The 13,577-nt window shown below is 61.0% G+C and carries 11 protein-coding genes and 1 tRNA gene; 7 read left to right on the forward strand and 5 right to left on the reverse strand.

Features of this window, described 5'->3' with window-relative positions:
• Positions 1 to 64 precede the first annotated feature (64 nt).
• Positions 65 to 454, reverse strand: a complete 390-nt coding sequence (locus HMPREF9237_RS04745) for a phosphopantetheine-binding protein (RefSeq protein WP_016442599.1) — start codon at positions 452 to 454, stop codon at positions 65 to 67.
• 34 nt (positions 455 to 488) lie between these two features.
• Here HMPREF9237_RS04745 and HMPREF9237_RS04750 point away from each other — a divergent pair, with 34 nt between their 5' ends.
• The 4 genes from HMPREF9237_RS04750 (at position 489) to HMPREF9237_RS04765 (ending at position 3,066) form a co-directional block, all read left to right on the forward strand.
• A complete protein-coding gene (locus HMPREF9237_RS04750; RefSeq protein WP_016442600.1) occupies positions 489 to 1,103 on the forward strand; it encodes a hypothetical protein in 615 nt (204 codons plus the stop codon).
• 46 nt (positions 1,104 to 1,149) lie between these two features.
• Positions 1,150 to 1,764 (forward strand): L-threonylcarbamoyladenylate synthase, encoded by a 615-nt coding sequence (locus HMPREF9237_RS04755; protein ID WP_016442601.1) that lies wholly within the window; start codon positions 1,150 to 1,152, stop codon positions 1,762 to 1,764.
• Positions 1,761 to 2,423, forward strand: coding sequence for an HAD hydrolase-like protein (locus tag HMPREF9237_RS04760; RefSeq protein WP_016442602.1), 663 nt, complete (start codon positions 1,761 to 1,763; stop codon positions 2,421 to 2,423). Before HMPREF9237_RS04755 ends, HMPREF9237_RS04760 begins: the two co-directional genes overlap by 4 nt.
• Before the next feature lie 175 nt (positions 2,424 to 2,598).
• Positions 2,599 to 3,066: a hypothetical protein gene (locus HMPREF9237_RS04765; protein WP_016442603.1), complete on the forward strand. Its 468-nt coding sequence runs from the start codon at positions 2,599 to 2,601 to the stop codon at positions 3,064 to 3,066.
• Positions 3,067 to 3,157: 91 nt separating this feature from the next.
• On the opposite strand, the gene HMPREF9237_RS04770 is transcribed toward HMPREF9237_RS04765, so the two are convergent.
• From HMPREF9237_RS04770 to aceE, 3 genes are all read right to left on the reverse strand, one after another.
• Positions 3,158 to 4,945 carry an ABC transporter ATP-binding protein gene (locus HMPREF9237_RS04770; protein ID WP_016442604.1) on the reverse strand — a complete coding sequence of 596 codons (1,788 nt, stop codon included), beginning with the start codon at positions 4,943 to 4,945 and terminating at the stop codon, positions 3,158 to 3,160.
• Positions 4,942 to 6,885, reverse strand: coding sequence for an ABC transporter ATP-binding protein (locus tag HMPREF9237_RS04775; protein WP_016442605.1), 1,944 nt, complete (start codon positions 6,883 to 6,885; stop codon positions 4,942 to 4,944). Before HMPREF9237_RS04775 ends, HMPREF9237_RS04770 begins: the two co-directional genes overlap by 4 nt.
• Positions 6,886 to 7,032: 147 nt before the next feature.
• On the reverse strand, positions 7,033 to 9,768 hold the full coding sequence (gene aceE / locus HMPREF9237_RS04780; protein WP_039898780.1) for a pyruvate dehydrogenase (acetyl-transferring), homodimeric type: 2,736 nt from the start codon (positions 9,766 to 9,768) through the stop codon (positions 7,033 to 7,035).
• Positions 9,769 to 10,105: 337 nt separating this feature from the next.
• Here aceE and HMPREF9237_RS04785 point away from each other — a divergent pair, with 337 nt between their 5' ends.
• On the forward strand, positions 10,106 to 10,504 hold the full coding sequence (locus HMPREF9237_RS04785) for a DUF3052 family protein (protein ID WP_016442607.1): 399 nt from the start codon (positions 10,106 to 10,108) through the stop codon (positions 10,502 to 10,504).
• A 103-nt stretch (positions 10,505 to 10,607) separates the two neighbouring features.
• Positions 10,608 to 10,681 (forward strand) — tRNA-Val (locus HMPREF9237_RS04790).
• Positions 10,682 to 10,721: 40 nt separating this feature from the next.
• Here HMPREF9237_RS04790 and HMPREF9237_RS04795 read toward each other — a convergent pair.
• Positions 10,722 to 11,561, reverse strand: a complete 840-nt coding sequence (locus HMPREF9237_RS04795) for an aldo/keto reductase (protein WP_016442608.1) — start codon at positions 11,559 to 11,561, stop codon at positions 10,722 to 10,724.
• Between the two features lie 308 nt (positions 11,562 to 11,869).
• Here HMPREF9237_RS04795 and HMPREF9237_RS04800 point away from each other — a divergent pair, with 308 nt between their 5' ends.
• Positions 11,870 to 13,528: a peptide MFS transporter gene (locus tag HMPREF9237_RS04800; protein WP_016442609.1), complete on the forward strand. Its 1,659-nt coding sequence runs from the start codon at positions 11,870 to 11,872 to the stop codon at positions 13,526 to 13,528.
• Positions 13,529 to 13,577: the final 49 nt, after the last annotated feature.

The raw sequence follows: 13,577 nt of genomic DNA on the forward strand, positions 1-13,577 counted from the left end.
AGAAATGGTGGGCTAAAGCCGGCGCGCGCTCCTAGGGCGTACACGCACCCGCCGCATGCGCACGCTACAACCCGAGGGCAGCCCGCAAATCCTCCGCGGAAAGCGGAGCATTTTCATCCTGCTCCTCCGGCTTCTCAGGATCGGGCCGCGCATCATCCGCGCTTGTGGCAGCGGGAGTGGGGCGGGCCGCAGCTGCGCCGTCGTGCTGAGAAGAAGAGGTGGTAAGGCTGAGGTCCGCGCCCGGGCAGCTGAGCCGCACTAGATCCCCGAGGGTGCGCGCCGCGCAGATTTCGCTATCGGGTACCACCACGCCGCTGGCGTCTTCCAGCGTGACCGCAATAGCCCAGCGGGTGACGCTATCCACGCGGCTCAGCTCGAAAGTCTCGGTAGCATCCGGGTAGCCTTCGCGCTCCAGGATATCCTCGCCCAGCGACATGAGTTGCGCTACCTCCATCGCACGACCTCCCTATTTTCGGTACGCTCGCATCATGGCATTCCTCGATTTGATGCAGCAACTCTTCCAGCATACCCGGGCCCCGGAAGCCGATACTGCCACCGCGCAGGTGCTGCGTGATCGGCTTGCTGAAGACCCGAACGACGTCGAGGCTTTCACCCAGCTCGTTGGCCTGGCACGCGAGGCCGAAGGCGAACTTCCGCCCGCGGATCCGCTCACCGCGGAGCTCACCGGAACCGGAAGCATTCTTTCCGCGGACCTGGCGATCTACGCTCTCGCCGAAGAACTCTCTAGCTCACCGGCCTCCTGGTACCCGCAGCTGCATATGGCTCGCCTCGCGGTGGAGTCCGACCCCGAGCGAGCCCTGCGGCTTCTCACCACCGCCACAGATCGCAATCCGGACGGGCGTATCCTCGCCCGGGCCATGGCGATTTTGCGCGAGGCCGGCCACCCCGATCAGGCACTCAGCTTAGGGCTGGCCCATTGGGACCCGGCCACCCATAGTTTCGAGGCTGGGGAAGCACTGGTACGTACCGCGCTGGCGGCCGGGCGTACCAATGAAGCCCGCGCGTACCTGCGGGAAATGGAGCCCTATGCCAGTGCAGCGGAGCTCGCGGAGTTGCGCGAGGCTGCGCGCGCGGCGGAGTAAGGCTGCGCGGCTTCTTCCTGTGGCAGCCTCGACTAGACTAGTTGCTATGGCTACCTTCATTGATATTCATCCTGAGGATCCGCAACCGCGGCTCGTCACCAAAGTGGTGGATCGGCTCCGGCGCGGTGAGGTGGTGGCCCTGCCCACCGATTCCGGTTACGCCATTGTGTGCCAGATGGGCAATAAGGAGGGCCTGGAGCGAATTCGCACCATCCGGCAGGTCGGTGATAAACATCATTTCACCCTGCTGTGCCACGATTTCGCGCAGCTCGGGCAGCTCGTTATCGTAGATAACCCCGATTTTCGGCTCATCAAAAGCCTCACGCCCGGACCCTACACCTTCATTCTCAAGGGCACCAAAGAAGTGCCGCGCATGACCCTCAACCCGAAGAAACACACGGTGGGCGTGCGTATCCCGGATCATCGCATCACCCAGGCGGTGGTCACGGAAATGGGCGAACCGCTGCTCTCCTCCACGCTTATTCTTCCCGGCGCGGAAGAACCCCTCGAAGAAGGTTGGATTGTGGAAGATGAACTGGGGCATGCCCTGGATGTAGTGGTGAACGGGCCCGTGGGGCGCGGCCCCACCACCGTACTTGACCTAGTAACCAACGAAATCGCGAGACAAGGAGCAGGCGATACCGCCGGACTTAACCTGTGAACCCCATCCTTATTGATCTGGACGGAACTTTCCACGATTCCGCCGCCATCGTCAAAAAAACTTTCCGGGCTACCCTGCGCGAAGAAATGGGGGAGGACCACCCCGAAGAGTTCTTCGTGCAGTTTATCGGCCCGCCGCTGATCGATACCTTCACGAAGCTCGGCGCGGCCGACCCGGTGGAGATGGTGCGCCGCTACCGGGTGCGTTACGAACAGCGCATGCTCGACACCCCGATTTTCCCGGGGATGCGCGAATTGGTAGAGGAACTGGATGCGGCCGGGGTGCCGCTGGCCATTGCGACGTCGAAAAACGAAAAGAATGCCCGCGCGATTCTGGAACACCAGGGCGTAGCGCAGCACTTCCGCTATATTGCCGGGGATCCCGAAGACATTCCCGGGTACGGGAAAGCTGAGGTAGTGGGTGCGGCGCTGCGCGAATTGCGAGCGCGGGGCGTTGATACCTCGCGGGCCCTCATGGTGGGGGATCGTATTCACGATGTCGACGGCGCAGGCCAGCACGGCCTTCCCACGGTGCTCGTGGAGTGGGGGACCGCTCCGCGTTCCGAATGGGAGCTGGCTTGGCGGCACGTGGGAACTGCCCGCGAGCTCGGTGAAATCCTGTGGGATTTTGCCGGGGCGGAGCGGTCACAATCCCATTAACACCGGCCACGGGCATATTAACAAGGGTTACAGTCACATCACCTCGGGATACAATTTGGTTAAGATGTGACGAGGGCGGTTCGCGACCGTATACATCCATCTGATGCGTCGTTAGACTCAAAAATAAGATCGTCACCGCGGCGGTTGATTAAGTGACTCAACGGAGGGATCTTGTATGAACGCTTATACGTCTGGAAAAATTGCGGCGGGAGCCGCGGTTCTGGGTGCTTTTCTTGGCTATCCGCTTCTCTACATCAACGCCATGGAAATGTTGCAATGGGCCCCAGAATTTAGCCTTGCTATCTGGACCTGTACCTGTTTTGGGATGCTCTGGGTTGCGCTCGGCCAGATTTATTTCCTGGGGGTCTACCAGTGGTTTGGATTGCTGGAACAACCCCGGCGCCCCGCACCGGCGTGGCTGTGCCCCACCATGCAGGCTATCCCGGTGATCGCGGCCGCCCTCGGAGTAATCCTCCTGGTCTTCCTCATTATTAAGGATGCCGGGCACCCGAGCATTCTCATTCTCATGGCCGCCCTGTGGGTGCTCAGCCTGGGCGCCAGCGCGGTAGCGCGGCTCATGTCCGGGTATCTTGCCGGCCGGGAAATCCCGGCGGAGGAGAAGCTCGCGGTCCCGGTCGCTTAGGCCCGCAGGTCTCAGGCTCGCGGTTAGCTTGGCGCACCACCACCAGCACAGGCTCACACCACCGCTAGCATAGGCTCACACCGCCGGCAGCTTAGGCCCACTGGCTTTCGTAGAGGCGGGCATAGGCACCGCCAGCTGCCAGCAATTCCTCATGGGTGCCGCTTTCTACCACGTCCCCAGCTTCCATAACCAGGATCGTGGTGGCATTGCGGACGGTGGAGAGCCGGTGCGCAATGATGAAGGAGGTGCGACCTTCGCGCAGCCGCTCCATGGCATCCTGGATAAGCGCCTCGGTGCGGGTATCCACCGAACTGGTGGCCTCATCCAAAATCAGCACATCGGGATTGGCGAGGTACGCCCGCGCGATGGTGATGAGCTGTTTCTCCCCGGCGGAAACATTCTCGCCCTCATCCCCAATATGGGTATCAAAACCGTGGGGGAGGGTCTCAAGAAGATCAGCAATGCCCAGGGCAGCCGCGGCGGCAATGGCGTCGTCGCGCGTAGCACCGTCCTTCCCGAAAGCGATATTTTCCCAGACCGTGCCGTCAAACAGCCAGGTGTCTTGCAAGACCATCCCGAAATGCTCCCGCAGGGATTCCTTGGTGAAAGAATCGATGGGTGCGCCGTCCACGGTAATCGCCCCGCCGTCCACTTCGAAGAAGCGCATCAGCAAATTGACGAGCGTGGTTTTCCCCGCGCCGGTGGGCCCCACAATCGCCACCGAATGGCCCGGCTCCACTCGCAGCGAGAGATCGCGGATCACCGGGGTATCTGGCTCGTAGGAAAAACGCACGTGCGAAAACTCGATGGTGCCGCTCCGTGCTTCGGGGGCCACCACCTCGCGATAGCTGGCTCTCGCATCCGGGGCCATTTCCTCCTGGGCGAGGTAATCGAAAATGCGCTCCGCGGAGGCCGCCGCGGATTGGATGAGATTCGCGGTGGAGGCCAGGGATTGGAGCGGGTGGGACAGCTGGCGAGTATATTGCATCATCGCTTGCAGCCCGCCAATCGTCATGGTGCCGGCCATCGCCTGGATACTGCCCAGGAGGGTGACGATAGCGAAGGAACCGTTCTGCACCAGCATCATAAGCGGCTGGGACATCTGCGCAATGGCCTGGGCGCGGAAGGACGCATCGTAAAGATCGCCATTCGCGGCATCAAACTGGCCCTGGAATTCATCTTCCAGCCCGTAGGCAGCTACCACATCCAGCCCGGTGAAGCTCTCCTCGACCACGGCGGAGACATCACCCGTGAGCCGCCATTGGTCTCGGAAATAGGGGCGGGAGCGGCGCAGTAGCAGCAGGATCCCAATAATCCCCACCGGGATGACCACCAGCGAGGCAAGGGCCACCGACCAGGACAGATAGACCATGACCGCCACGATCCCGATAATCTGGTAGATCGCGGAGAGCACTTCGGAAAGAGTTTGCAGCAGGGACTGGGTGACATTATCGACGTCGTTCGTAACCCGTGAGAGCACATCCCCGCGCTGCTGTTTGTCCAGCACGGATAGCGGCATCCGATCAATTTTCTGCTGGCAATCCCGCCGCATCTCATAACCGAGATCCTGAATAATGAGGCGAATAATATAGCCGAACCAGAAACGCAGCAGTGCCGAGAGAATATAGCATCCGGCCGCCAGGCTCAGCACCCGGGCCAGCGACGGGAAATCCACGCCGCCGGAGCGGATCCCATCCACCACCACATTGGTGCCCTGCCCGAGCAGGAAGGGCGCGGCCACCACCGCCGCGGTGGAGATAAGTGAAAGCAGCAGCACCGCCACAATGCGTCCCACGTAATGGCGTAGGTAGTGGCGAATAAGGGTGAGGAGCGCCCCGCGGATATCGCGGGCTTCGTCAATATTTCCGGCACCTCTCATGCCCGCACCTCCTCACTCGTTGCGGTCGCGTTGCCGGCCGTTTCCGTGCCGCCCGGTTCTGTACCGCCTTCCGGCCCGCTTGGTTCCGTTCCACGTTCCGCGCTGCCTTCCGGCCCGCGTTCCTGGGAGCGCACAATGGAGCGGTACATCTCATTGGTTTCCATAAGTTCGGCGTGCGTCCCGCAGCCCACCACCTTGCCGCAATCCAGAACGACGACGCAATCGGCGCTGCGCGTGGTCGAAATACGTTGGGCGATGATGACCACCGCCGCATCCCGGATCCGCTCCTTGAGGTTGGCCCGTACCCGGGCATCGGTGGCGTAATCGAGGGCGGAGAAAGAATCATCGAAAACCACCAGGTCAGCACCGGCTCGCCCGGAGCTATCAGAGAGGGCGCGGTACAGAGCCCGCGCGATGGTCAGGCGCTGGCGTTGCCCGCCGGAAAGATTGGTTCCCCCGGTTTCCACCGGCATCTCCAGCCCGCCCCCGGCCTGCACAAAATCCCAGGCCTGGGCGCAGTGCAGCGCATTAATCACCCGTTCCTGGTCAATATCGCGGGTGGAGCCGGCAACATTACTGGCTACCGTGCCGCTAAACAGGAACGCACGCTGGGGTACCAGGGCCACCCGGCGGCGGAAATCAGCGAGTCGAATATCGCGCACATCCACTTCGCCCGCCCCGGCGCCGCGTGCTGCGGCACCGCTCGTTTCCGTTTCGCCGGCCTCGCCACCCGTGCCAGCCCCGGCGCTGCCTTCTACAGTGAAGCGCCCGGTGCTCACATCCACGAGGCGGGGCAGTATTTTCACCAGCGATGATTTGCCCGAGCCCGAGGCGCCAATAATCGCCGTCGTCGTTCCAGGTCGGAAACACAAAGAAATGCCGCGCAAGGCAGGCTCGTCCGCATCGGCGTAGGTGAGGGAAATATCGCGCAAGCGGAAGGTAACCGGGCCGGGCGGCATCTCCCGCGCATCCGGCGCGTCCGTAATAGAAGGCACGGTGGTATTCACTTCGATGACGCGTTCGGCGGAAACGTTCCCGCGCGGAACCACCATAATAATCATGCCGAGCATCATGACCGCGCCCAGAATCATCATGAGGTAGGTGATAAACGCGGCCAGCGCTCCCACCGGCATGGAACCCCCGGCAATTCGATGCCCGCCAATCCACACGATAAGCGCGGAGGCCAGCCCGATTACTGCGCTCATGGCCGGTAGCAGCGCGGACCAAATCGTGCCGATCTGGAGCATAATCGAACGGAAATTACGGTTATGAACCTCGAATTCCCCGGCCATGGCTTCTTCGCGGCGGAAGGCCCGAATTACCCGCACCCCGGAAAGCTGGGAGCGTAGTGCATCGTTAATGGCGTCTACGCGCCGCTGGAGGGTTTCGTAGCGTGTGGCCAGCATCGCGGTACAGACCAGAATAATTGCGGTGAGCACCGGGATAATCACGAGGAGGGTGAGGGAGAGAACTACGTCTTGCCCGATGGCCATGAGCACCCCGCCCACTCCCATAATCGGGGCCGTCACCATAATGGTGAGGGACATGAGGGTGACCATTTGGATTTGGTTGACGTCGTTCGTGGTGCGGGTGACCAGGGTGGAGGCCCCGAAACGCTGCTGGTCCGCGGGGGAGAAGCGCTGCACGTGCGAGAAAGTTTCGCGGCGTAGCTCCCGGCCCAGGTGGGTGGAGACCAGCGCCCCGTAATAGATCGCCCCGATGGCGCAGAGCACCTGCGCGAGAGTGAAGAGTCCCATGAGTAGCCCGCGCGACCAAATATAGGAGCTATTGCGTTCCAAAATGCCGTAATCGATAACGTTCGCGCCCAGCGCGGGGAGGGTGAGCCCGAGGAGCACCTGCGCGATCTGTAGCACAGCAATCGCGAAGAGCTGGAATTTGCGGTCGCGTAGATGCCTCCACGCCAATCGATAAACGGTCAATCACTCGCCTCCATATAGGTGTGGCGGCCCGAAAACTCGCGTGCGAGAAATAGCTCGCCGCGTGAGGAAGGACCGCCACACTATGCTACGTGTGAGAGCACGGATGCTCAAACACTATTCAATTAGTTACGACGACGCCGGGCCGCTTTACTCCGGGTCGTTATCGGGAACCGGTTCGGCGGCTGCCGGGTTATGCAGATCGTACTTCTCGATTGCCTGGCGGACAACCGAGCGGTCGATCTTGCCGGCCTTGGCTAGCGCGTACAGGGCCCGCACCACCATGGTGGCGTCGTCGATCTTGAAGTAGCGCCGGGCGGCCGGGCGGGTATCGGAAATACCGATACCGTTGGCGCCGAGCGTCTCATAATCACCCGGGATCCATTCGCGAATGGAATCCTGGACCTGGTGCTCGAAATCAGAGGTGGCGATGAAAGGACCTTCTTCGCCTTCCAGCTTCGCGGTCACGTAGGCCTTACGCGGTTCTTCCTCCGGGTGGAGGTAGTTGTATTCGTTGGTGGCCAAACCATCCTTGCGCAGCTCATACCAGGAGGTCACCGAGTAGACGGTGGCATCCACGCCCCAGTCATCGCGCAGCATGCGCTTGGCTTCGCGGGCCCAGCGCACCCCCACGCCCGAGGAAAGCAGATTGACGCGCGGGCCACCCTGGCCATCGGCCTCATCGAGCTTGTAGATACCGCGGATAATGCCATCCACATCCACATTTTCCGGTTCGGCGGGCTGGTGGATGGGTTCGTTATAGACCGTGAGGTAGTACATGACGTTCTGCTCACGCCCGTCCGAGCCATCCCCGTACATGCGCTTCAGGCCATCCTTGAAGATGTGGCCGAGTTCATAAGCGTAGGCCGCATCGTAAATAATCATGCCCGGGTTGGTGGAGGCGAGAACGGGGGAGTGCCCGTCCATATGCTGGGAGCCTTCACCCGTGAGGGTGGTGCGCCCGGCGGTGCCACCAATAATGAAACCGCGTGTCAGTTGATCGTAAGCTGCCCAGAACTGGTCCCCGGTGCGCTGGAACCCGAACATCGAGTAGAAGATGTAGAAGGGCACCATCGGGGTGTTATGGGTGGCATACGAGGTTCCGGCCGCCACGAAAGCGGAGAGGGAACCGGCTTCGGTAATACCCGTGTGGAGCAGCTGGCCCTGGGTGGATTCCTTGTAGGAAAGCAGCATATCGTGGTCCACCGCGGTGTACTGCTGGCCCTGGGTATTGAAGATCTTGGCCGAGGGGAACATGGAATCCATGCCGAAAGTACGCGCTTCGTCCGGGACAATCGGCACCATGCGGAAGCCGAATTCCTTATCGCGCATAATGTCCTTGAGCAGGCGCACCAGGGCCATGGTGGTGGCCACCTTCTGCTTGCCCGAACCCTTCTTCATGGACTGGAAAGGCTTATCGGCCGGCAGTGCGATCCCGCCCTGGTGGGTGCGGCGCTGGGGCAGGTAGCCACCCAGTGCCTCACGCCGCTCACGCATATGCTTCATGGCCGGGTGATCTTCGGCCGGCTTGTAATAGGGCGCGTTATAGGGATCTTCCAGCTGGGAATCATCAATGGGGATGCGCAGGGTATCACGCAGCAGCTTGAGATCATTGCTGTTGAGCTTCTTCATCTGGTGGGTGGCATTACGCCCGGCGAAATTGGAGCCGAGATCATAACCCTTGACCGTTTGCGCCAAAATGACGGTGGGCTGGCCCTTATGGGCCAGGGCCGCCCGGTAGGCAGCGTAAATCTTGTGGTGATCATGGCCGCCGCGGCGCAGTGCCCAAATCTCATCATCGGACCAGTCCTCCACCATGGCCTTTGTGCGCGGGTCCCGCCCGAAGAAGTTATTGCGCACATAAGAACCATCGTTTGCCTTGAAGCCCTGGTAGTCACCATCCGGGGTGGAGGTCATGAGGTCCACGAGGGCGTGGTCCTCATCCTGGGCGAGGAGCTTATCCCAGCCCGAACCCCACAGCACCTTGATAACATTCCAGCCCGCGCCCTTAAAGAAGGATTCAAGTTCCTGAACGATATTGCCGTTGCCGCGCACCGGCCCGTCCAGGCGCTGGAGGTTGCAATTGACCACCCAGGTGAGGTTATCCAGTTTCTGGGAGGCGGCCAGCTGGAGCATCCCGCGCGATTCGGGTTCGTCCATTTCGCCATCGCCCAGGAAGGCCCATACGTGCGAATCGGAGGTGTCCTTAATGCCGCGTTCGTTCAGGTAGCGATTGAACCAGGCCTGATAGATAGAGTTCGTGGCACCAATACCAAGGGACACGGTGGGGAACTGCCAGAAGTCTTGCATCTGGTGGGGATGCGGGTAGGAGGGTAGGCCGCGTCCACCGGAAATGCGGGAGGCTTCCTGACGGAAAGAATCCAGGTCCGCTTCGGTCAAGCGCCCTTCCAGATAAGCGCGGGCGTAATTGCCGGGGGAGGAGTGCCCCTGGAAGAAGATTTGATCCCCGCCACCGGGCGCATCCGGGCCGCGGAAGAAGTGATTGAAGCCCACTTCATAGAGGGTGGCCTGGGCAGCGTAGGAAGAAATATGCCCACCAACACCCACGCCGGGGCGCTGGGCGCGCGTCACCATCACGGCCGCGTTCCACCGGGTCCAGCTGCGGAATTGGTGTTCGAGTTCCTCTTCTTCCGGGGTACCCGGGTAGGGAGGTTCTTCTTCGGCCGGAATCGTATTGATATAGGGCGTGACGAGATCAGGGGAGACCGAAACTCCCTTGGCGCGTGCGTGCTCATCCACGCTGGCGAGGATAAACCGCGCCCGATCCGCACCGTTTGTTTCAATCAGATCATCCACGGACGCTAGCCATTCGCGGGTTTCTTCCGGATCGACATCCGGGATCTGGCTGAGCTGGCCGGATACCATGCGAGCATCAGAATCGTGTGAAGCCACGGAATCTCCTCCATTGCTTGAGTGGTCATGTTTCTAAGGGACGTGTCAAGGCTACCCGTTCGCGGCTTTAGTCCCAGAGCGGCTGTGGTACCTCTTACACATGCACTCCTATATTACCGCGTTGTTGAGAGCCATCGCACAGGCGTGAGCCGAATTAAGCTGAGCGGTGGACGGGGCGCACTGCGGGTGGGTTTCGCGGCGCCCGAATACCGGGCGCCGCGCGTCGTCGTAGGGTAATGATCACCAAAATCACGGGCGACGCGGCTGAGATTAACTTGAAAAAATGCCGGCGATCAGATGAGCTTAAGCCATGAGTTCGTTTGGTTTCCAGAAAGGGAACATCATCCAAGAATTTGGCTACGACGACGACGTAGCCACCCAGGTCCGCGCGCAGATCGAAGAAACAATAGGAAGCGAGCTGCTGGACGAAGATTCGCGCGATATCGTGGACGGCGCCATCGCCTGGTGGCGTGCGGACGACGGCGACGTCGATGACCTTGCCGATCTGCTCCTGGATATCAAGGCTAATTTCGACGACGAAAATGCTATCTGCTGGCTCTTCGTGCCCACCGGGCGAGTGTCGAATGCGGTGCCGCATAACGATATTGAAGAGGCCGCCGATACCGCGGGTATGCAACCAACCACGTCCGTGGCCCTCGGAGAATCCTGGACGGGCGTGCGCCTGACCAATAAGGGCCTGCGCTACTAGGTTCCCAGGTGGTCCCGCCCAAGGCTTGGGGCGGTCGGTATTTTCGGTGAGAAGGTGCGCGCGGGCCGCGCATCGGGTAGGATCATCCGAGTGCGCAGCGCGCGGGCCCGTAGCTCAGTTGGTCAGAGCACCTGGTTTACACCCAGGGTGTCATCGGTTCGAATCCGGTCGGGCCCACTTTTTATGCCGTTGATGCGGTAATGCCAGGGTGGTGTCGCTACCACTCTTCGTGGGTGCGCGCATCCCATACGTGCAGGTCACCGGTATCCAGCGCGGCCAAATCGCGCATATCCGATTCATCCAGGGTGAAGCTGAAGAGATCGGCATTTGCCCGCCAGCGCTCGCGTTGGGACGACGACGGAATCACCACAATGCCCTGCTGGACACACCAACGCAGCACAATCTGCCCCGCACTTACCCCGTGTTTGGCAGCCAGGCGCGCCACCACAATCTGATCTAGCAGCTTTTCCGGACCGCCCAGTGGGCGCCAGGCCTGAGTAACAATGCCGTGGTGCTCGTGGAAGGCACGCAGATCGGTGCGCGGGAGAGCAACCGAGAGCTGGATCTGGTTGAGTACCGGCCACACTCCGGTGGCCTCATGCAGGTGGGTGAGATGTTCCGGCAAGAAATTAGAGACCCCCACGTGGCGCACCAGGCCCTCCGCTTGTGCCGCGAGCATTTCCTCCCAGGTTTCCACGTACAGGCCGCGGGAAGGATTGGGCCAGTGGATGAGGAGGGCATCAAGGTAATCGGTATCGAGGCGGCGCAACGAATCTTCGATGCTGCGCCGGGTATAGCGTTTCCCCTGTTCCCCGCCGGCCACTTTGGAGGTGATGAACACCTGCGCGCGGGGCACCCCGGAGCGTTTCACGGCTTCTCCCACGGCTGTTTCATTGGCGTACTGCTGGGCGGTATCAACGAGGCGGTAGCCATCAGCAATGATCTGGCCCAGGGTGGTGGCAAGCTCGTTGCCTTTGGCTAGTAGGGAGCCGATCCCAACGAGGGGAATCTGCCCGCCATCGGCAAGGGGAACGGTGGGAATATCGCATGTGGTCATGACCCTCAGCCTATCAATGTGACCGATGTCATGTCTATTTGAGTTTTTCCTATGGGCTCAGGGCTTGCGGTGGGTGCGCGGTGAGGTGAAAACGGTAAAAAAGTACTCAATTTTCGGTTATGTCGCAGGCCCTTGTTACCCTGGAAAACGGATGGCAGGGCTGAAAAGTGCCACTGCCGTGCTTGGAAAAGCCGGGGATGTGCGCCCGTCGCGCTGCCCCGGAAGGACGCACGCGCGCGCCTAGAGAAAGGAGGGAACGGCCGCGATAGCGGGGTCAGACGGTCCCGTTTTTCGAGAAGGAGTACCACGTGACTGACCTACCCCATAAGGGCAACCAGACTGACACCACCCACACTGCCCAGCCCGGGCCCGAGGCAAGCTCGGATACCACCACCGTTGACCTACCCACCCACGCGCAGATAGCCGCGCAGGTCCCCGAAAACGTCGAAAATCCAAAAAAGTATATTAAAGAACACAAAGAAGCCCTGCGCCGCGACCGGCGTGCCCGTGCTATGCACTCTTTTATGGGCCAACCGAAGGGCCTGTATTCCCTCTTTGGCCTGGAACTCTGGGAGCGTTTCTCCTATCTGGGCTTCCAAGCCATCCTGGTGTTGTACTTCACCGACGCCATCGCCAATGGCGGGCTCGGTTACGCGGAGGACGTGGGATCCTCCATCGTGGCCGCCTACGGAGCTCTTGTTTACTTGCTTTCCATCGTGGGTGCCTGGATTGCAGATCGAATTTCCGGCACCTACCGGGCGGTACTCTGGGGCGGCATTGTTATTGCCACGGGCCATATTGCTATGGGTATCCCCACCGAATTCTTCACCTGGGTGGGCTTGGGCCTCATCGTGGTGGGAACCGGGCTCCTCAAACCGAATGTCTCCACCATGGTGGGTGAACTCTACGCACCCGGGGATAGCCGCCGCGATGCTGGTTTCTCCATCTACTACGCCGGTATTAATATCGGGGCGTTCCTCGGGCCGCTGGTGGCCGGATTCCTCGGCCAGCGGGTGCATTGGCACGCTGGCTTCGCCTCCGCTGCCGTGGGAATGATCCTCGGCCTCATCGCCTACGTGGCAACCGGGAAAAACCTATCCGGGCGCGCCAAAGCACATCGCATTCGCGCCAGTTTCGTGGCGGACCGTTCCTTCTGGATGCTCGTGGGGCTCGTCGGGGGAGTAGTCGCGGTGGCCACGCTTTTCGCCGTACTCTCCTCAGCCACACTCAGCGACGTCGTCAACGGTATTTCTGTTATCACCTGGATCGTGCCGGTGTTCTTCTTCCTGTGGATGTACCGTTCTCCGAAAGTCAGCCGGGTAGAACGGCGTAATCTTATCCCCTATGCGCTGTTGCTCATCGCCCTGATTCTCTACAATCTGCTCTATTTCCAAACCGGTAATACCCTCAACCTCGTGGCCCTCAACGCCACCGATAACACCATCGGTTCCCTGAGCTACCCCTCCTCCTATTACATTTCCCTCACCGCCATCGTGGAAATCATCATGGGGCCGGTGCTCGCCTGGATCTGGCTCAAGTTAGGTAAGCGTCAACCGCACGTGGCCGCGAAAGTGGGGCTGGGCGCGGTGCTGGGCGGTATTGCCTTCGTCATCGTGGCGCTGGCGGGCATCCTCACCCCGCGCGGGGCTCTCCTCATGCCGCTGTGGCTGGTGGGATGCTATATCTTCCTCGGCCTGGGGGACCTGGTGTTGCAAACCTCGGGGATGTCCGCCACCACCAAACTCGCCCCGCGGGCTTTCGCCTCCCAAACCATGGCCCTCTGGTTCGCCGCCATGGCCTGCGCCCAGGGTATTCAGGCTCAGGTAGTGAAATTCTTCGATTACGAGAACATGGCTGCCTCCATACCCACCTACTTCGGAGTGCAGGGAGCGGTGGTTATTGGTTACGGTGTGCTGCTCATGGCGCTTACCCCGTGGATGCGCTCCCGTATGAAAGTCGTCGCGTAAAGCTGGCGGCGCCGTCGTTCCTCAACGCGCCCCACGAAAACCGCAACAC

The organism is Actinotignum schaalii FB123-CNA-2 (genome assembly GCF_000411135.1).
Taxonomy (GTDB): domain Bacteria; phylum Actinomycetota; class Actinomycetes; order Actinomycetales; family Actinomycetaceae; genus Actinotignum; species Actinotignum schaalii_A.